19 protein-coding genes are annotated in these 18,754 nt (G+C 38.2%); 6 read left to right on the forward strand and 13 right to left on the reverse strand.

Features of this window, described 5'->3' with window-relative positions; translation table 11 throughout:
- Positions 1 to 4: 4 nt before the first annotated feature.
- The gene (locus tag CXF76_RS04420; protein ID WP_007586212.1) at positions 5 to 547 is read right to left on the reverse strand and encodes a carboxymuconolactone decarboxylase family protein; all 543 of its coding nucleotides are present in this window, start codon (positions 545 to 547) and stop codon (positions 5 to 7) included.
- 112 nt (positions 548 to 659) lie between these two features.
- On the opposite strand from CXF76_RS04420, the gene CXF76_RS04425 reads away from it, so the two are divergent.
- Positions 660 to 1,247: a TetR/AcrR family transcriptional regulator gene (locus CXF76_RS04425; RefSeq protein WP_010553549.1), complete on the forward strand. Its 588-nt coding sequence runs from the start codon at positions 660 to 662 to the stop codon at positions 1,245 to 1,247.
- Between the two features lie 103 nt (positions 1,248 to 1,350).
- Here the strand turns inward: CXF76_RS04425 and CXF76_RS04430 are convergent, their stop codons facing one another.
- The 5 genes from CXF76_RS04430 to CXF76_RS04450 all read right to left on the reverse strand — a co-directional run bounded on the left by CXF76_RS04430 (position 1,351) and on the right by CXF76_RS04450 (position 6,812).
- The gene (locus CXF76_RS04430; RefSeq protein ID WP_101163123.1) at positions 1,351 to 3,471 is read right to left on the reverse strand and encodes a methyl-accepting chemotaxis protein; all 2,121 of its coding nucleotides are present in this window, start codon (positions 3,469 to 3,471) and stop codon (positions 1,351 to 1,353) included.
- 107 nt (positions 3,472 to 3,578) lie between these two features.
- Entirely contained in the window at positions 3,579 to 4,796 is a 1,218-nt protein-coding gene (gene arsJ / locus CXF76_RS04435) for an organoarsenical effux MFS transporter ArsJ (protein WP_101163124.1), read from the reverse strand.
- A 24-nt stretch (positions 4,797 to 4,820) separates the two neighbouring features.
- A complete protein-coding gene (locus CXF76_RS04440; protein ID WP_101163125.1) occupies positions 4,821 to 5,831 on the reverse strand; it encodes an ArsJ-associated glyceraldehyde-3-phosphate dehydrogenase in 1,011 nt (336 codons plus the stop codon).
- A 31-nt stretch (positions 5,832 to 5,862) separates the two neighbouring features.
- Positions 5,863 to 6,219, reverse strand: a complete 357-nt coding sequence (locus tag CXF76_RS04445) for a metalloregulator ArsR/SmtB family transcription factor (protein WP_101163126.1) — start codon at positions 6,217 to 6,219, stop codon at positions 5,863 to 5,865.
- Positions 6,220 to 6,383: 164 nt separating this feature from the next.
- A complete protein-coding gene (locus tag CXF76_RS04450; protein WP_024594483.1) occupies positions 6,384 to 6,812 on the reverse strand; it encodes an organic hydroperoxide resistance protein in 429 nt (142 codons plus the stop codon).
- Between the two features lie 129 nt (positions 6,813 to 6,941).
- On the opposite strand from CXF76_RS04450, the gene CXF76_RS04455 reads away from it, so the two are divergent.
- The 3 genes from CXF76_RS04455 (at position 6,942) to astB (ending at position 10,528) form a co-directional block, all read left to right on the forward strand.
- Positions 6,942 to 7,376 (forward strand): MarR family winged helix-turn-helix transcriptional regulator, encoded by a 435-nt coding sequence (locus CXF76_RS04455; RefSeq protein ID WP_101163127.1) that lies wholly within the window; start codon positions 6,942 to 6,944, stop codon positions 7,374 to 7,376.
- A 45-nt stretch (positions 7,377 to 7,421) separates the two neighbouring features.
- Entirely contained in the window at positions 7,422 to 8,546 is a 1,125-nt protein-coding gene (locus CXF76_RS04460) for an L-dopachrome tautomerase-related protein (RefSeq protein ID WP_101163128.1), read from the forward strand.
- A 635-nt stretch (positions 8,547 to 9,181) separates the two neighbouring features.
- Entirely contained in the window at positions 9,182 to 10,528 is a 1,347-nt protein-coding gene (gene astB, locus CXF76_RS04465) for an N-succinylarginine dihydrolase (protein WP_004334492.1), read from the forward strand.
- Positions 10,529 to 10,621: 93 nt separating this feature from the next.
- Here the strand turns inward: astB and CXF76_RS04470 are convergent, their stop codons facing one another.
- The gene (locus CXF76_RS04470) at positions 10,622 to 11,476 is read right to left on the reverse strand and encodes a mechanosensitive ion channel family protein (RefSeq protein WP_004334482.1); all 855 of its coding nucleotides are present in this window, start codon (positions 11,474 to 11,476) and stop codon (positions 10,622 to 10,624) included.
- A gap of 226 nt (positions 11,477 to 11,702) precedes the next feature.
- Between CXF76_RS04470 and CXF76_RS04475 the strand changes: the two genes are divergently transcribed.
- Both CXF76_RS04475 and CXF76_RS04480 read left to right on the forward strand, forming a co-directional pair.
- A complete protein-coding gene (locus CXF76_RS04475; protein ID WP_101163129.1) occupies positions 11,703 to 12,698 on the forward strand; it encodes a DUF4382 domain-containing protein in 996 nt (331 codons plus the stop codon).
- Positions 12,699 to 12,753: 55 nt separating this feature from the next.
- The gene (locus CXF76_RS04480) at positions 12,754 to 13,434 is read left to right on the forward strand and encodes an SDR family oxidoreductase (RefSeq protein WP_033016945.1); all 681 of its coding nucleotides are present in this window, start codon (positions 12,754 to 12,756) and stop codon (positions 13,432 to 13,434) included.
- Positions 13,435 to 13,564: 130 nt separating this feature from the next.
- Here the strand turns inward: CXF76_RS04480 and CXF76_RS04485 are convergent, their stop codons facing one another.
- From CXF76_RS04485 to CXF76_RS04515, 6 genes are all read right to left on the reverse strand, one after another.
- Positions 13,565 to 13,903, reverse strand: coding sequence for a hypothetical protein (locus CXF76_RS04485; protein ID WP_024591547.1), 339 nt, complete (start codon positions 13,901 to 13,903; stop codon positions 13,565 to 13,567).
- Between the two features lie 185 nt (positions 13,904 to 14,088).
- The gene (locus CXF76_RS04490; protein WP_101163130.1) at positions 14,089 to 14,739 is read right to left on the reverse strand and encodes a GIY-YIG nuclease family protein; all 651 of its coding nucleotides are present in this window, start codon (positions 14,737 to 14,739) and stop codon (positions 14,089 to 14,091) included.
- A gap of 136 nt (positions 14,740 to 14,875) precedes the next feature.
- Positions 14,876 to 15,097 carry a hypothetical protein gene (locus CXF76_RS04495; protein ID WP_101163131.1) on the reverse strand — a complete coding sequence of 74 codons (222 nt, stop codon included), beginning with the start codon at positions 15,095 to 15,097 and terminating at the stop codon, positions 14,876 to 14,878.
- 190 nt (positions 15,098 to 15,287) lie between these two features.
- Positions 15,288 to 15,713: a hypothetical protein gene (locus CXF76_RS04500; RefSeq protein ID WP_076926134.1), complete on the reverse strand. Its 426-nt coding sequence runs from the start codon at positions 15,711 to 15,713 to the stop codon at positions 15,288 to 15,290.
- A 516-nt stretch (positions 15,714 to 16,229) separates the two neighbouring features.
- Positions 16,230 to 17,453: a S41 family peptidase gene (locus CXF76_RS04510; protein WP_101163132.1), complete on the reverse strand. Its 1,224-nt coding sequence runs from the start codon at positions 17,451 to 17,453 to the stop codon at positions 16,230 to 16,232.
- A gap of 112 nt (positions 17,454 to 17,565) precedes the next feature.
- Entirely contained in the window at positions 17,566 to 18,528 is a 963-nt protein-coding gene (locus CXF76_RS04515) for a toll/interleukin-1 receptor domain-containing protein (RefSeq protein WP_101163133.1), read from the reverse strand.
- Between the last annotated feature and the right edge of the window lie 226 nt (positions 18,529 to 18,754).

An 18,754-nucleotide genomic window follows, 5' to 3' on the forward strand; every position in this document is an offset into this window, starting at 1 on the left:
GTATTTATTTTACATATTTTTTAAATGCAGCGTCTACTGGTGTATCAGCAAGGTGATTAGTGTAGTTGCTCATTACTTTTTGAGACAAGCCTACAATAATTTCAAGTAGTTGTTGCTTACCGTAACCTGCTGCAAAGAATTTTTCGATTTGCTCATCGCTGATCACGCCACGTTCACGTGTCATTGCGAGTGTAGTTTCACGAAGAGTTTCTAGCTTAGGGTTTTCAAGTGGTGTTTTGTTTACAAGTGCATCAACAACACCTTGATCAACTTTCATTGCCGCTGCAATACCACTGTGAGCAGGAACACAGTAATGACATGCGTGCTCAACGTTAATTGATTGCCATACTACTGTTAGCTCTTCTGCATTGAATGATGTTTTTTGAAACAGCTCGTGCAGTACTTGGTAACCTTTAAGTAATGTTGGTGCTTCAGCCATTACTGCATGTAAGTTAGGAAGCATACCAAATGCTGCTACTGAATCAGCTAGTAACGGTTTTGCTTCTTCTGGTGCGTTTTCTTGAGTGTATAAAGTAAATTCGGCCATGGTTAGCTCCTAATAATTAATAGTTTTAAGTAACTTCGAGACACATAGTATTTGATTTTGAGCGACTGTTCAAGTTAAAATTGAGCAAATGTTCAAATTGATTGAGAATGATATGGCTAATAAGGTTAAATTTGAACGCGATAATGTAGTTCGCGTTGCAAGCCAGCTATTTTGGCAAAAAGGTTTTCATGCAACCTCAACGCGTGACTTACAAGAAGCCGTTAATATGCGCCCGGGTAGTATTTACTCTGCGTTTGGCTCTAAAGAAGGTCTATACTGCGAATCGCTGAAAGATTACACAGTACAAATGAAAACCCAAATAGAGGGGTTTCTATCAAGTGCAGATACAGTACTTGGTGGGTTACGTGCATTTGTTGAAAACGTGGTAATTAAAACAAAAGATTGCAGCCCAAGCGCTATTTGTATGCTGGTTAAAGCAAACAGTGAATTTGCAGAAAAAGACTCAAACCTATACGAGTTAAGCTTAGATTTAACAGCTCAATTTGAAGCTTATTTAACGCAGTTGTTTACACAAGCAATAAACAAAGGTGAGTTAAGTAATACGTTGACCGCTGTTGAATATGCGCGCTTTTTTCAGGTGCAATTTACAGGTTTACGCGGTTATTTTAATCGTCCTAATGTAGAGCAATTTGCTGAGCCAATGATCAACCAAATGTTTATGTTGATTAAAAAGTTATAAATAGCAGTTATCGCGCATTCTCAATAAGTTATACTTATTTTACTAAATAAAAATGGCCAGTATTTACTGGCCATTTTTTTGTGCTTAAAACTTAATTTATAAGTTACGTTTTAAGCTTATTTAGCTCATTATCTTGCTGGGCAACAAGTGCATTAAGCGCTTCGCTGCTATCCCCTGCTTGTGTAGATAAGTCAGCAAGTTGCGATGCGGCATCAGATATAAGCGTTAAATTACGGTTTATTTCTTCAGTCACTAAGCTTTGCTCTTCAGCAGCGGTGGCAATATGTGTAATTTGATTGGTTATTTCATCAACTTTAACAACAACACTGTGCAGAGCATCAAAAGCTACCGATGTTTCATCAACGGCATTTTGTGCACGTACTACGCCTTTTTCAATAACGGTAGATGCGTTACCTACTTCAGATAATAAACTATCAATTAACTGGCTTATGTCATCTGTTGATGAACGCGTTTTAGAAGCAAGTGCACGTACTTCATCAGCAACAACGGCAAAGCCTCGCCCATGCTCACCTGCGCGCGCAGCTTCAATGGCTGCGTTAAGTGCAAGTAAGTTTGTTTGTTCTGAAATAGTACGAATTACATCTAATATTTGCGTAATGTCTTTACTACGCGAAGCGACTTTTTCAACTGCTTGGTTAGCTTCTTTAATTTCTTCAGACATCGTTTTAACTTGTGTCATCGCTGACGATAAGCTCGACTCACTGCTTACTACCAAGCTATTTATTTCATCGGCTTGTTGGGCTGATTGCTCTGATGCTCTGGCGACTTCGAGTGCTGTTGCGCTCATTTCGTTCATAGCCGTTACCACACTTTCAATTTCTTGAAATTGAGATTGAACATTATGCTTAGTATCAATAGCGATGTGTTGTGCTATTTCGCCTTGCTGTTTAGTTTGCTCAGACACCGCTTTTAGTTCAGAAATTAAATCACGTAGTTTTGCTAAAAATCGATTAAACCCACCAGCTAATGCAATAAGTTCTGCGTGGCTATCAACATGCAATGTATGCGTTAAATCACCCTCAGAACTTGCGAGGTTATCAACCCGCTGTTGAATTTGTTGTAGCGGCGCTATTACACCTGCAATTACTAATTTCATAATAACAAAAGCAACCACAGCAATTATTAAGCCTGTAATTAAAATAATAAACCCGAGTGATGCTGCTGTTTCTTGCATGTTTTTTTCTAGCGCTTCAGGCCCTGCAAGTGCTAGGTCTGTAGGTACTTCTATGATTAATGACCACTGAGTGTTTGCTAGTTTTATATCAATTGGATAATTTACTAAATATTCACTATTTGTTTTAAAAATACCGCTTTGCCCTTTAGACTTTTCAATATCATTAAATATAGTAGAACTAACAGCCTCTTTAATTGGGCGCCCTAATTTAGATTTATAATGACTGCTGCCTACAACTAAACCTAAATCACTTAATAAGGTTACTTTAGCTTGACCATTGTAAAGCTGCTTAGAAAGCTGCTCAGTCATTACTTGAAAGGTTGGTAGAGTTAAATCAACGCCTGCTAAACCAATAAACTGGCCTGACTTTAAAATAGGCACGGTTAACGAAGTTAGCATTACCGAATCGCCCGATGGGATTTCGTATAAATACGGTTCCATAATACAAGGCTTAAGTGTGTCTTTTGCGCACAAATACCACTGCGCTTCGCGAATACCAAATTCATTTAAAGAGGTAATATATTTATCGGCAGCATTCGCTACTTTTTGTTGTTCAATTACGCCTTTTTGATCGCGAGTTATGTATACCTCTAACGTACCAGCACTATCTACTGAATGCTTATACCCTTGTTGATATTGAGAATCTTGCCCATCAAAAGCGTTTGGTTCAAATTGAGAATAAATAGATGATAAGAGAGTGTTTTGTTCTAAAACCGCTTTATTTATACTGACAACTGTATCTCGGTCTAAAGTGCTTTGTTTTGCTGCATCGCCAAGTAGTGCCGCTAATGAATAAGGAACACGGTAAGCTTCATTAATAAAGCCAGCAATTTTTTCTCCGTATCCAGCCGCATGAGCATTAAGCTTTTCTTCTACTTCTACAATAATGTACTCTTCGGATTTGGTCGCTAACTGCTTATTACTTGATGATAACTGCCACCACAAAATGCCTGATAGCACTAGTACAGTTATAAATATACTACCGACACTTAGCCAGAGTAACTTTTTTGCTAACGATATTTCTCGCATTCATCACACCCTTTAAATTAAAACTACTGATACAGTTTAGTAGATCTAACCAACGAAGCTATGAATATCGTTAAACAAATTGAATTTAATACAATACGTTGAGTTTTTTAAAGTTTAGCCAAACGTGCCGTTGTAATTGAGGCTGCAATTAATAAACACACACTTACCCATAAACACGCACTGAGCCCATATACCTGAAAAACCCAGCCAGAAAGCACCGTACCAAGCAAACGCCCTATCGCATTGGCCATATAATAAAAGCCAACGTCGAGCGACACCCCATCGTTTTTAGCAAAACTTACTATTAAGTAACTATGCAGCGATGAATTTACAGCAAATACACCACCAAAAATAAGTAAGCCGATTACAAGCGTAAAATGTACCGCTACATCAAATTGCATCAACAACGCTAAAATGCCAGTTACGCCACTTAATAGAGCAACCCACCAATACGCTTTTTTAACTGAATGTGAGTTTGAATCACTTTGCCCTGTTATACGCGGTGCTTGCGACTGCACCAATCCATAAGCAATTACCCACAAAGCCATAAAGCCGCTTACCCACCAGTGATCCCAGTTAAACTGAGCGGCTAAGTAAACCGGCAATGCAACCACAAACCATACATCGCGCGCCGCAAATAAGCATAAACGCGCTGCACTAAGTAAGTTGATTGCCCGCGATTTAGAAAATAATTCTTTAAACTTAGGTTTGTTTTTAGCTTTACCAATATCGCCTTTTAAAAAAATTAAACTAATAACCCACGCAACACTAAGTAAAGCAATTAGGCTTATTAATGCCCCCACAAAACCAAATACGGTAAGTAGCAAGCCACCTAAAAAAAAGCCCACTCCTTTTAACGCATTTTTAGAGCCTGTAAGTATGGCAATCCATTTATATAATTGGCTTTGCCCTGCATCGTCTTGGGGTACTAAATACTTAATGGCGCTCTTTGCGCTCATTTTATTTAAGTCTTTAGCTATGCCACTCAGTGCTTGCGCTGCCATAACATAGGCAACGGTTAGCCAATCCCCAGGCACGCAAAGCATGGCTAAAGCTACAAGCTGTAGCCCAAGCCCTACATTCATGGTTTTATTTAACCCTAAATGTGCCCCAAGCCAACCACCTACTAAATTGGTGATTACGCCAAAAATTTCATAAAACAAAAACAACATGGCTATTGCAAATGCACCATAACCCAACTGATGAAAGTACAGCACCACCAGCATGCGCAGTGCACCATCAGTTAAAGTAAATGCCCAGTAATTACCGGTAATTATTAAATATTGTTTTATAGAGCTTGGTAAATTAGCTAACTGCGCAAGCATGAATTTAAACCTTTTAAAACGAGATTAAACCACATCACTTTGTGCAACTTTAAGCATTAGCTCAGCGGTACGGTTTGCATAACCCCATTCGTTATCATACCAAGCGTATAATTTAAGCTGAGTGTTGTTAATTACCATAGTTGAAAGCGCATCTATGGTGCAACTACGTGGATCTGTTTTATAATCTATAGATACAAGCGGTCTTTCTTCGTAGCCTAAAATGTCTTTTAGCTCGTTATTTGCAGCATCTTTAAACCAAGTGTTTACTTCATCTTGTGTAACACCTCGCTCCAGCTCAAAAACACAGTCAGTAATGGATGCATTAGTTAAAGGTACACGCACAGCATGGCCGTTTAATTTACCCTTAAGCTCAGGAAAAATATGCGTAATGGCTGTTGCACTGCCTGTTGTTGTTGGTATTAAACTAGTACCGCATGAACGCGCTCTGCGTAGATCTTTATGAGGGGCATCTATAATCGTTTGGGTATTAGTAATGTCGTGAATAGTGGTCATTGAGCCGTGCTTAATGCCCACTTTTTCTTGCAAAACCTTTACTATTGGCGCTAAACAGTTAGTTGTGCAAGAAGCCGCAGTAACAATTTTATGCTCACCTGGGTTATATAGGTCATCGTTTACACCCATTACTACATTTAAAATACCGTCTTCTTTTACTGGTGCTGTTACCACAACACGCTTAACACCTTGCGCTAAATATTGGTTTAACAGCTCAGTGGTTTTCATTTTACCGCTGGCCTCTATTACTACATCGCAATCTGACCAATCAGTTTCATTTATGGTTTTGTTGTTGGTAACTGCAATCGTGTGTTTACCCACACTAAAGCTATTATCATCACTAGTAACCTGCTGCGCTAAGCGTCCGTGCACTGAGTCAAACTCAATTAAATGTGCGTGTGTTTTAGCATCGCCCGCTACATCATTTACTTTAATAAACTCTATTTCTGGCCAATCAACTGCTGCACGCAGTGTTAAACGTCCCATACGGCCAAAACCGTTAATACCTACTTTAATAGTCATAATTAATACCTTTAATAAGTTAATTTATTAGTTAGTTACAACAGCTAGCTGCACGTTCAGGGCGATTACCCATAGCGTTTAAGCGCGTTAAATCGTTTTGATAAAATGAAGAGTTAGCAGTAAGCGTTTGCGTTAATACATTTTTAGCCCACTCTGGCAGTGCTTTGTTAATACTGTAGTACACCCATTGATTTTGTTTACGGCCACTTAATAATTCGCATTGTCTTAACTGTGCTAAATGGCGAGATACCTTAGGTTGGCTTAATTTAAGTGCAGCAACAAGCTCGCATACACACAGCTCTTCTTCGTGGCTAATTAGCAGCATTGCTTTTAAACGTGTATCGTCCGCTAGGCATTTATAAAATTGAAGTGGGTTGAATTGTTCCATACTGTCCTCACTGTGCTTATGCATACACAATAAAACAAAATAACAACATATGGAATAGTGAATATACGTTTTATCGTATATTTAATTTTTATGCCTTAAACGCAAAAAAGCACACAACGACTAATTGTCGTTGTGTGCTTTTATAACTTTTCTTTATTTAGTTATTAAATAACTGAAAGCTCTACTTCAATATTGCCACGTGTTGCGTTTGAATATGGGCATACTTGGTGCGCTTTATCTACAAGCGTTTGCGCTGCAGCTTTATCCATATCACCTAGTGATACAGCTAGTTTTACCGCAATACCAAAACCGCCTTCAATAGCACCAATAGACACTTGTGAATTAATATGTGTGTCGCTTGGTAAATCTATTTTTTCGCTACCTGCTACAAATTTAAGTGCGCCAATAAAACATGCTGCATAACCTGCGGCAAATAATTGCTCTGGGTTAGTGCCTTGTCCGTCGTCTCCGCCTAAACCTTTAGGTGTTGATAAATTTACATCTAAACGACCATCATCAGATTTAGCTACGCCCTCACGGCCGCCAGTTGCAGTTGCTTTTGCTGTGTAAGCTACGTTTTGTAATACATTCATAATGAACTCCAAAGTTTTAAAATATCAATCAATTTAGTTTGTGTGCAAAATAATAGATCAAGTAATTAGAGATTGCAAATACTTTGCATGCAAATTAAAATAGCATGTATTGAAATAAAGGATAACGTTATGCCGTTTGAGCAATTAAAGTTAAAAAATCAGTTATGCCATCGTTTATATATGGCATCTAACAGCATTGCGCGTGCGTATCGCGAGCCTTTAAACGCGCTAAATTTAACTTACCCACAATACGTCGTAATGATGGCCCTGTGGGAGCAAGACGAAATAACAATTGCAGAGCTAATAGATAAAACCGCAATAGATGGCGGTGCAATGACCCAAATACTCAAAAAAATGAGCGACAAATCATTACTGGCTGTTATTAAAGATGAGCACGACAAACGCAAACGCCTAGTGCAGCTAACTCAGCATGGCCAATCGCTTAAGTTAAAAGCAGCCGATATTCCTAAAAATATTTTATGTAAATTTGATAGTGTAAATGCAACACAAGCGAAGCAGTTGATGCAGCTGCTCGATTTAGTAGTAAACGACTTAGCCGATTAGGCTCTTAATTTTTAAACAATAAACGTGTTTTAAAAGGTTTTAAAAATGACTCATATTAAAAAATTACTATTAGCTGCGGCGTGTAGCACGGCACTTTTAGGTAGCAACGCCGTATCTGCTAATACTGCTAATACTGCTAATACTGCTAATCAAAATGCTGATTTAAAAACAGTCGCGACTTTTGATGCGCAGCACCCACCGGGCAACATTGCTATTACCCCATCCGGCAGAAAGTTTTTATCTGTGCATGGCTTTTTTGGCCAAAAGCAAAAAATTATGGAGCTTTTAAGCGATGGTACAACTAAGCCCTACCCTAATGAAGAATGGGCATACGCGTACAATAACGGTAAAGGTTTTTACGATGTACTTGGCATAAACGTATCAAGCGATGGCGTTTTATGGATGCTTGACACTTCAGGGCCCGATCACGCTGGGCGCTTAGTAGGTTGGGATACAAACAAAGAGCAACTGCATAAAATTATTTATCTGGCTAAACCGACCATTACCGACACCTCGTTTTTAAACGATTTAGTCATCGATAATAAGCATGGCGTTGTATACATTGCTGACACAGCCCAAGGCAGCCAAGCCGCTATTATTACGGTTAACCTTAAAACAGGTGTCGCACGCAGAGTGTTACAAAATAGCCATTACACCACTGCCGAAAATATCGATATGGTTATTGATGGGCGCACAATGAGCCTTGGCGGACAACCTGCCCGCTTAGGTGTTAACCCAATTACGCTTGACCCTAACGAAGACTGGCTTTACTTTGGCTCTATGTCGGGCACGTCGGTTTACCGCATTGCCACCATCGATATAAATAACAAGAGCCTTTCGGCTAAAGCGCTTGAAGACAAAGTTACGCGTTACGGCACTAAGCCAATTTCAGATGGTATTATTGTTGATGGCGGCGGTAACGTATATGTAACCGACATAACCAATGGCGCAATTGGCGTAGTTAAACCCACTGGCGACTACGAAGTATTATTTAAAGACGAACGTTTGAGCTGGCCTGATGGTTTTAGTTACGGAGCCGATCATAAAATATACTTTACCGTTGACGATTTACATAATTCGCCTGTACTTAATAATGGCAAAAATCAAAGCCACGGTAAGTTTAAAGTAATGTCGTTCGAGCCTTTAGTAAAAGGAAAAGTAGGCCGTTAATTTACTTTTTGAGTGACTGTATTTTTTAAAAAGCCTTGCACATTTAAGTGACCCAATAGTTGCAGGGCTTTTTGTTAAAACACACCACGTTGGTGCATCTTTTAGTAATACTTCACCGCTTTGGTGCTAATTCTTTAGTACGTATTTACACTTAAATACTAAATACCTGATTTCTATTCATAAAATATTCAAGTTAATGTTGGCATACTTCTTCCTATAAACTGATGTGTTCAGTGAAAATACCAAGGAAAAACCATGTTCAATCTATACCATACCCTTTACCTTTTATGGCGTTTAGACATTAGCGTTTGGCAAGTTAATGATCCAACAAATACCCATACCACCGCTGACAAAGAGCGCGTCTATGTTAAGTAGCATCGTATTGTGTAAAGGCTTGGCATAAAGCTTAAATGTATAAACCTACTTTAGGCTAAGCTTTTGCACACTATGAAATTTATGAATAAACCTTATTTAATTACTTATTAGCCACCTGATATAAAAACAACCCCCTTGTAATAAACTCCACATTTAAAAACATCAAAAAAATTAGTAAAAACACTGCGTTTATAACTTTGCAAGCAACCCTATTGCGTTGTATTGTTGCACCCTATTGAAAAATTTTAGTTGGAACGTGTATGCACGCTTTGGAAGTTAATTTTGATGGCTTAGTTGGCCCTACTCACAACTACGCTGGTTTATCGTATGGTAATGTTGCCTCGTTAAATAACGCAGCAAGCTTTTCAAATCCTCAAGAGGCTGTGCTTCAAGGCCTTGAAAAAATGAAAGCCATGCACGACAAAGGCCTAACTCAAGGTGTATTTGCCCCTCATGCGCGCCCCGACTTAAACGTACTGCGCCGCTTAGGCTTTACCGGTAACGATGCACAAGTAATTCACAAAGCATTTAAAGCAGATCCTATTTTATTACGCGCGTGTTATTCAGCGTCTGCAATGTGGACAGCCAATGCCGCTACGGTATCGCCATCACCTGATACAACCGACGGCAAAGTACATTTTACTTCAGCTAATTTAAATAATAAGTTTCATCGTTCATTAGAGCCTGCAACCACTACACGCTTATTAAAAGCGATGTTTAACAATGACAAATACTTTGCGCACCATACCCATTTGCCCGACCAAGGCTTTTTTGGCGACGAAGGTGCAGCAAACCATACTCGTTTTTGTGACAGCCACGGCGAGCAAGGCCTTGAAATGTTTGTATTTGGTGCCAGCGCGTTTAACAGCCAATTACCAAAACCAGCTAAATTTCCTGCAAGGCAAACACTCGAAGCCTCAGAAGCAATTTGTCGTTTACATAACTTAAAAGATTCAAGCCAAATTTTACTACAGCAAAATCCAGACGTAATAGACCAAGGCGTGTTTCATAACGATGTAATTGCAGTAGGTAACGCCAACGTATTACTGTGCCACCAGCAAGCATTTTTAAACCAAGCTTTGGCACTGCAAGATATTCGCGAAGCGTATGTGGGCAATAAAGAATTTTACATTATTGAAGTACCTACCGATAAAGTAAGCATTACCGACGCTGTAAGTAGTTACTTATTTAATAGCCAGTTAGTGAGCCTTGAAGATGGTTCAATGCTGTTAGTGGCACCACAAGAATGTAAACGCAACAGCGCGGTTAACGCCTACATTGAAGAAATGATCATGGCTGATAACCCAGTAAACCAAGTGCAGTTTTTTGATTTACGCCAAAGTATGCAAAATGGCGGCGGCCCTGCTTGCTTGCGTTTACGTGTAGCCCTTAACGAGCAAGAACTTGCTGCAGTAAACCCAGAGGTTATTTTAACTGATACTAAATACACACAACTGTGTGACTGGGCAAAACGTAACTACCGCGACAAATTAGGCGCAAGTGACTTTGCAGACTCAGCCCTATTAACTGAAAGCTACCAAGCACTTGATGAGCTAACGCAGCTACTAAATTTAGGCTCAGTGTACGACTTTCAATTAGAAGGTTAATACCTCAGTTAACACAAAGGCTAATACTACGGCTAATACAAAAATAGCGAGCCAAGGCTCGCTATTTTTATTTGTGTTTATGTTAATACATATTTAAGCATCTTTGTTAACAGTTATTGCCGACGCCATAGACTCAGATATATGCAGCGTACGCTGCGGAAACGGAATACTCAGCCCAGCACCTTCAATTGCTTCTTTAACGCGTTTGTTTAAATCCCACACGGTTTGCCAATAATCACCATTAACAGCCCACGCACGTAATTGAATGTTCACTGCGCTTTCGCCTATTGATGTCACCATTACTTTAGGTGCAGGCTCTGCAAGTAATCGGCTCTCTGATGCAGCTAATTCTTTAAGTACATTTAAGCCAACGTCAATAGAGTCGGCATACGAAATCCCCACCACTATGTCCATTCGTCTTTTGCCATTACGGGTAAAGTTTTTAATATTGCCACCCCACACTTTGCCGTTAGGCGATGCGATATAAAGACCGTCGGTGGTTTTAAAAATAGTGGTAAACAAGTTTATTTCACTCACAGTACCAAGCGTGCCACTGGCATCAACAAAGTCGCCTATTTTAAAAGGTCTGAGTATTAGCAGCATAATACCCGCAGCAATATTGCTCAGCGTATTTTTAAGGGCTAAACCAATCGCTAAACCAGCAGCACCCATTAGCGCAATTAAACTGGCCGTATTAACGCCAAAAATATCTAAAATAAATAGCCCACCAATTATATAAACTAAATAACCAGCAATACTCGATAAAAGAGGAAGCAGCGTACTATCCACTCTTTTTAATGGCGATTTAGAGTTTTTAATCGCTTTTTTAACCGATCGTGCAATTAAGGCACTCGCAACTAAAATCACCAACGCTAAAACCACTTTGTACCCTAAAGTGATGATTGTTTCTGAATGGCTTTGCCAAAACGCTAAAAGTTTATCTTTCATGTTTGTTCCGATAAATGTGGCTGAAACTCAGCAAAATAATGGTTAAATCTAATAAAACCGACTTCAAAAGAAGTGGCGCGAGTATATAGTAAAAAACGATTAAATCGATGAAATTAAAAACGTTTTAAAACAGCATGTTAAAAGTTATAACTTCTCATATTTTTAATTCAATTTAGGTTAAGGGTTAAATACATACACTTAACAAATCGAATAAGAGGAAACAACCATGAACTTTAAATCAACTATATTAAGTAGCGCTATTATTTTTGCCTTAGCAGGCTGCGGCTCATCAAATGACGATGCTGAAACAACCCCACAAACAAGTGATAAAGCAACTTTTAGTTTAGGTATTTCCGACGCTCCAGTCACTGGTTTAAAACAAGTTAACGTTGTATTTGATTCAATAACAATTAAAGCCCAAGAAGGTGAAGAAGTTAGCTTTGAAACTCGCTCTAAAAACGATTCCACCTTAGCGCAAATGGTCAATTTACTAGACTATACGGGCGACGATATTTTTCAATTACTTGACGATCAAGAAGTACCTGCAGGTGATTATTCGTGGATCCGCGCGCAAGTAATAAACGGCGACACAAACAACCTTAGCTTAACATCTCACGTAGTTTATGAAGACGGCAGCATTGCACCGCTTATCGTAAAAAGAAAAGGTAATGATGGCGTGGGCGAAATTCAGCTAAATGGCTTTACACTCAATCAAACCGACAACGAGTTTGTATTAGAGTTTGATTTAAAAAAATCATTGGTTGATCCACAAAATAATAACGAAGTATTTTTAAAACCTCGCGGTGTGCGTTTACAAAACCTCTCTGAATCACAAGATATTGAAGGCACTGTAAGCCAAACACTTATAAACAATTGCGAGACTGATAACATTGATCTTGCTGCTGATGATTCATCATTTGGCCATGCTGTTTACCTTTACTCTGCGCAAGCACAAACCCCAACAGATATTCATGAAATAGATGACCAAACGCCTGATAACGCTCCGTTAGCTACTGCCAATGTTGTATTTGATGCAGACGATAATGAATACGAATTTGAACTCGCATTCATAACACCAGGCAACTATCAACTTGCTTATACATGTAGCGCACACATAGACGATGCAGAGCAAATAGATGCTGATTTTAATATTTATCAACTAAAACAAATTAGCCTAACGCAAGCTGACGATTTATCAGTCAATTTTGACATAGCGCAATAACTGCATGGCGCGCATTGAGCTGCGCCTTTATTCATTTGTTAATAAGGAAAAAACCATGGCAAAAGAGAAAATAGTACTCATAACCGGCGCTTCTAGTGGCATTGGTGAAGCAACGGCAAAAACCTTAGTAAACAACGGTCATAAAGTTATATTAACCGCCCGTAGAGAAGAGCAACTTAACCAACTTGTTGCCGAGCTAGGATCAGATAACGCACTGAGCGTAGCCGCAGATGCAACCGACTTTACCGCGCTTGAAAACGTAGTTACCAAAGGCATTGAAAAGTTTGGCCGATTAGATGTAGCCTTTGCTAACGCGGGTATGGGTGTTTCAACCGCAGGCACCGAAAAAGGTGACCCAGATGAATGGTCAACCATGATCGATATAAACATTAAAGCCCTACTGTGGACTGCAAAATTAACCCTGCCGCATTTACGCCAAAACAAAGGTCACTTTATATTAACCAGCTCTGCCGCTGGCCGTAAGCCAATTGGTGGCTCTATTTACGGTGCAACTAAATGGTTTGCTTATGGCTTTGGACAAAACTTAGCTGAGGAAATGAGTGAGTGGAACGGCCGCTGCACAACCATAGCCCCAGGCATGGTAAACACCCCATTTTTTGATGACGCTAAGCCCGACAAACTCGACCCGCAAGATGTAGCCGACGCGGTATTGTTTGCTATTGAAGCAAACCAGCGCAACAGCGTACGAGAAATCTATTTAATGCCAACTAATTAACGTTGGCTAGGGAGTTTGGGCTGTCAGGTTTAATGCTAATGGTGTTAAACCTGATGGTTGTTAGTGCTTAGCTTGGGTTAGATGTTAGTAGGTAAGAATGAATTAAAGGTATTAGGCATTTAAAGTCTTATTAATTGCCAATGCTGCCCTTAAACCATATGTAAGCAAAATATAGTACAACGGCAATATATCCAAAAGAAATAACTAGGTTTACTTTCCAGAGGTTTAGCCAAAAATTGCCTCTGAAATAAGTGCGTTCTCTTACTTCATGGTTGAACAATGCTACTGAAGAGGGCACTAATATTAACGCAGACCAACCAAGTATAGGTAACACCATAAACATAATGCCTATGCCTGTACCTCCTGCTGAAGCGTCGGATGCTTCACCATCAATTGGGGCTAGCATCACGTAGCCTAAAATAAACCCAACAATCGCAAGTATAAAACCTAAAAGCTGAAATGTTCTCATTATTATCCTTGGCAACTAACGAGACTGTAAAATAACTCCAACAGCCAAATTCAATTAAAAAATGATCTCCTTTAATTAACCCTAAGCGTTTTTAAAGCATTACAAGATTTAGATTGGGTGTCACTGTAATTCACGCTGGAGCAAAACTAACTGTTTTTTGTCCTTATTGGATCGTCTTGTTAGCACTATTTTAACGACTTTGCCAAAGAACTATATACTAGATCTACAAAAGTTGTTCCGTGCCATTCATCGTCAAGCGATGGATTTACTGTATCAGGTGCTCCACCAATTAGATCACGCATAATACGGTAATCATTACTACGCTGCGCAAGTATTTGCATTTTCTCTTGGTGCTCAGGAGGAAGCATTTTATTTTTATACCATGTACGAAAAACATGTTTAAAAAGAGGTTCATTACAAGAAAACCATTCGCCTTGTCTTCTTAGATGAGAAAACTTTTGGTGTAATTCAGCCTCTCTAGCAGAGCCTCCTGGTTCTAATGCGCCAATAATTAATTGGCCATACGTACCAGTTTGTAAATTTTGTAAACGCTGGAGTACATTTTTAGATCTACCAATCTTTATAAATAGCCCATGTAAAGGGTGTGCATTTTTAGGTGGTCCAGCCCAAGAGTCTGGTACCTGAATAATATAATAAACGCTATCGATAGTCCCAAAAGAAACTTTATTCACCCACTCACACCAAGGTGTAACCCATTCATCTGCTTTTTTAAAAGTAGAAAAGTATTCGGTTGTGAAATAGTGCTCACCATTTTCAAGGTGTATATCTGCTACAAACTCACCGTTTTCGCATTCTCGAATACTCTCAACTTTCAATAGAACCTCTGATAGTGCTAACGCCCACTTAAGCGGACAAAAATAGTTGGTTAAAATGTGAAGCGAAGCGGAACCTAACCAACTGTTTTTGTTACGTTTGAAGTGCTTGTTATGTGGCAGTGTACTGTAAATTTTATTAAGCTTTAAAAGCTATAAATACACCAACAACACAAATAAGTTGAATGAAGTACACCGCTTGTAATACTTTCCCATTTTTAGCCGCTACAACAAAACCTGTAGAGTCAGAAGTTTTAGGCTTATAGGTAATAAAAAACAATAAATTTTTAAAACCACCAAAAGGGTTTATCCAAGAATTTTTACTTGGGTTCTCTATTTCTGAGTCTGAATGTTTTTGCATGTTATCAATGCAACTATTTTCCAAATAATTAAACAGAAATGAGCTTACGAATATCCATACCCAGATTATCAACCCTATAATTAGTTCAAATTGACTCAATGCCACATAACGCTTAATATAACTGGAAAATACGAGCGCTTTACAGCGAGTAGTTTCCCAGTTGATGTTTTTGTTATACGCACATATTACGCTAATGTTTGGGAACATAGGTTTTACCCCACTTATTAGCCGCTGCCAAAGCAAAACCAAAATAGACAATACTAAAAACACCATTGAAAAATTCAAAATTTACTTCGTTGTTTACAGATTCAAAAGCGGCACTAAAAAGAGATATGAAAAATCCAAGTACAGCACTAAACCAAATGAATCTAATTATCACACCATAAACTTTCTCACTCAAAATCCCACTGTGTTCCTGAAAGCTCAGGAAAAAACTGGTTATTTTATGACAAATATAAACCATCAATAACGTTAGCGGCGGTACTAAAATAGCTTCTACAACTTCATGAAATATTAGGCCAATTAACATAGCTAACGAACACCACACTAAAGGAATTTTAAAACCCAATATCTCAGTGTAATTTAAGTATTTTGGTTTAACAGCTTCGTTATTCAACTACATGTCCTTTGTGCGTATAACGCCCATTTAAGAGGCAAAATATAGTTGGCTAAAATAGGTGAACGGAGTGAACAAAAGCCAACTATATTTTGTCCTGCTTGAAATTCTTTTTATGTTTCAGTTACTCAGGGCTTAATATACATTTTTATACTTAGAAACCCAAGTTTCCAGCCTTCGATAAAGCCAACTTTTGGGGTGATTTGATGGTTTACTACAAAGCCAGTTAGAACTAAAAAAGAAATAAAAACTATTCCATAGACCAACTCGAATGTATCTCCATTTACGATAGTTTCAGGTAGCAACGCCATTAAAGCAAAACTTGCTAGAAGGAATAAAACGACGTTAATAATACTAAAGAATATATATTTAAATATAAAACCAAACATATTTATTTGCACCTTCCATGATTGAAACATAACGCCCAATTAACGGGCTAAAAATTGTGGGCTAAAATGGAAGCGAAGCGAACAGCCCACTGTTTTTAGTCCTGTTAAATTTCTTGTTATAAGCCGGTTATTGCAACCCTATATCACTTAATATCCATTTTAATTGACGGTCATTTTTTGAAATATAGTCATCAATTGAAACTTCAATATGAACATTTGGGTATAACGCATCTTTATTATCACGAGTAAAGTGATACAGGCGCTTTGAGTATGTTACCTCTAGGTTGGAGTTAGGTAAAATAAATTGCCCCATATCTTGGTAACCTGAAGGTTTGGCACCAGTAGGTTCACCAACTAATTTTGCATTCAATAATTGTGAAAACTGAGCAGCATTACTCATTGCTGCTGAGAAAGTTGTATTATCAATAAGAACATAAACACCTGACTTCCAATCTATACTGTCAGCCAGTACGAGTAGTTGAGCCAATTTTAAACCTACAAAAAAGTCCCCACCATAATTGTCTCTAAGGTCAATTATTAACTTTTTAGATTTGTTTTTATTAATGAAGGATAATAAATCTTCGCCCAGTGATTCCATTTTTGAGATTGATGTATAACGGCGAAATTTAAAATAGACCACTTTATTATCGTTTAACGACCCAAACCAAAGATTCTCGTTTAGTTTTTCCTCAATCGAAAATATGGAGTTGTTTAGATAGGTGAGTTCGGCTGTATACTCATTTGAGTGGTATGGTTCTAATTGTTGTTCAATTAGTTTTTTGCCTACTGTGAATGTAAATCGGGCTTGAAATGTACCTTTGACAATTCCCAGCCCATTAAGTAATTCGGCTTTTGGGATATATTGAGCTGCTCTTATTTGTGTTGAGTATTTGTTTTCAGAAAAAGGTGTTAGTTGAGAAAATAAACGATAGATTTCTTCTGCATTCATGTCGTTAATTTTCTCAAGTTTCGCACCAAGGAGGTGCTTGAAATCCTTGGTAGTTTTAATTACATAAAGCTCTCCATTGAGCACCTTTAATTGAATAGGAAAACTTTTTAAATTAGCTCCCCATAAAGGAAATGATGTATGCCCATCACCAATTTTGTGAGTTAACCTCATCAGTTCAATTAATAACTGATTTTTCGTTAAAGAGGATAGAGAGCCTTTAAGTTGCGTTACCTCTTCATTAAAGCTTTGCCTAGAAATCGTATGGTAAAGATCTATATGTTTTTCAGACAAATTTCGTGAATAAAACTCAAGATCCTCTTGCCAACTTTCAACCTCTAAATCAGTAATGCCAAAACAATGGAGAGAAATCATTGATAATAAAATTGAAAGGGAAAGTCTCACTCGGTATTCCTTTAGGCTTATAACGCCGTTTTAAGCGGCAAATTGCAGTTGGCTAAAATGTGTGAGGTACGAACAACAGCCGACTGTCATTTGTCCGACTTGAAAACACTTGTTAGCTGCTTTTATGATCACAACTGTTTTCAGCCGTTGCATCGGATAGAGCAGAAAAGTCGAGATCACATAGAGCCTCAATAACGTGGTCTTCGCAATAACACTGTTGTACTAACTCTGCGACTGCATTTATTACAATAGTTGCATTTCCATCTTCAAAGTCGCTGTCATAATTGAACCAACTAAGTACTAACATTTCTTTTTTCCCTAATCGATCTTCATTTTCGTCGTCATCTCTTAAAAATGAATCAAATTTTAGACATGAAATATCAGAAAAAATTCTTAATAATTTACTTGTTGGTATCTCAGTAATACGTGAAAGCAAGTTAATATTAATGTGCATATTTTCGGGAAGCTCTCCCGGACAGCCAAAAACAAAAACAGAATAAAGGGCTTTTCTTTCTTCGCGTGACATTCGTTTAGATGTGCGAAGTAAATCATGTGTTACCGAGTACACCATTGATTTTTCATCTTCGGATTCAACACCGACTTCCTCAAATAATAGATTAGGGCTAGGAGGTAAGTATTCTGTTTTTGGTAAATACCCAACTTTTTTAGAAATCATTTCCGCTAATTGTTCAGGTGATTTTCTTCTAAGGTCTACATACCCTACAGTATCTCTAATTCCAGGTATCGATGTGTCATCAAATTTGGCAGGTAATATATATTCAGAGTTTTCTTTAAATGCTCGCTCTTGAGCACTCTTTCTTTCATGATTTGTCCACAATTTTTTATCATAATTTATAGAGGCAAAAAGCACACAATATTTAGCTGAATTTTTATATACATCATCTAGGTGTTCATATAAATCTTTCCCCCAAAGATCTACCTCTTCATACATATCGTAAAAGACCCTAATCCCTAAATCACGAGCAAAGTCTGCTACTTTCTCTACATAATCACGATCTTCGCCTGCAAAAGTAAAACAAACGTCGTAATCAAACTTTTTTTCTGTTTTTTCCATGATACATCCTTGAGATATGCAGAAGCAGCTAACAATTTAGTCTACGACATTTGTCGTTTTACAAACCGACAAATGTCTTTATATTACAATGATTTTATCCTAGCTATAAAATAAACAACTGTAAACAGTTAGTTAGATTCGCCTTACCTTTTCTAAATGTAGCAAAACCCCAAAATGGTGGAGATCAGTAATATAAGACATATTGCTATGTTGTAATAATGGCTAC

Origin of the sequence: Pseudoalteromonas sp. 78C3, assembly GCF_002836695.1 — a bacterium.
GTDB classification, from domain to species: Bacteria; Pseudomonadota; Gammaproteobacteria; order Enterobacterales; family Alteromonadaceae; genus Pseudoalteromonas; species Pseudoalteromonas arctica.

Excerpts from the sequence above, each read along its gene's own strand:
- CXF76_RS04470 (WP_004334482.1), bottom strand. The coding sequence starts at position 11,476 with ATGAAAGATAAACTTTTAGCGTTTTGGCAAAGCCATTCAGAAACAATC.
- CXF76_RS04430 (WP_101163123.1), bottom strand. The coding sequence starts at position 3,471 with ATGCGAGAAATATCGTTAGCAAAAAAGTTACTCTGGCTAAGTGTCGGT.
- CXF76_RS04460 (WP_101163128.1), top strand. The coding sequence starts at position 7,422 with ATGACTCATATTAAAAAATTACTATTAGCTGCGGCGTGTAGCACGGCA.
- CXF76_RS04515 (WP_101163133.1), bottom strand. The coding sequence starts at position 18,528 with ATGGAAAAAACAGAAAAAAAGTTTGATTACGACGTTTGTTTTACTTTT.
- CXF76_RS04485 (WP_024591547.1), bottom strand. The coding sequence starts at position 13,903 with ATGAGAACATTTCAGCTTTTAGGTTTTATACTTGCGATTGTTGGGTTT.
- CXF76_RS04445 (WP_101163126.1), bottom strand. The coding sequence starts at position 6,219 with ATGGAACAATTCAACCCACTTCAATTTTATAAATGCCTAGCGGACGAT.
- CXF76_RS04425 (WP_010553549.1), top strand. The coding sequence starts at position 660 with ATGGCTAATAAGGTTAAATTTGAACGCGATAATGTAGTTCGCGTTGCA.
- CXF76_RS04455 (WP_101163127.1), top strand. The coding sequence starts at position 6,942 with ATGCCGTTTGAGCAATTAAAGTTAAAAAATCAGTTATGCCATCGTTTA.
- astB (WP_004334492.1), top strand. The coding sequence starts at position 9,182 with ATGCACGCTTTGGAAGTTAATTTTGATGGCTTAGTTGGCCCTACTCAC.
- arsJ (WP_101163124.1), bottom strand. The coding sequence starts at position 4,796 with ATGCTTGCGCAGTTAGCTAATTTACCAAGCTCTATAAAACAATATTTA.
- CXF76_RS04450 (WP_024594483.1), bottom strand. The coding sequence starts at position 6,812 with ATGAATGTATTACAAAACGTAGCTTACACAGCAAAAGCAACTGCAACT.
- CXF76_RS04480 (WP_033016945.1), top strand. The coding sequence starts at position 12,754 with ATGGCAAAAGAGAAAATAGTACTCATAACCGGCGCTTCTAGTGGCATT.
- CXF76_RS04495 (WP_101163131.1), bottom strand. The coding sequence starts at position 15,097 with ATGCAAAAACATTCAGACTCAGAAATAGAGAACCCAAGTAAAAATTCT.
- CXF76_RS04475 (WP_101163129.1), top strand. The coding sequence starts at position 11,703 with ATGAACTTTAAATCAACTATATTAAGTAGCGCTATTATTTTTGCCTTA.
- CXF76_RS04420 (WP_007586212.1), bottom strand. The coding sequence starts at position 547 with ATGGCCGAATTTACTTTATACACTCAAGAAAACGCACCAGAAGAAGCA.
- CXF76_RS04440 (WP_101163125.1), bottom strand. The coding sequence starts at position 5,831 with ATGACTATTAAAGTAGGTATTAACGGTTTTGGCCGTATGGGACGTTTA.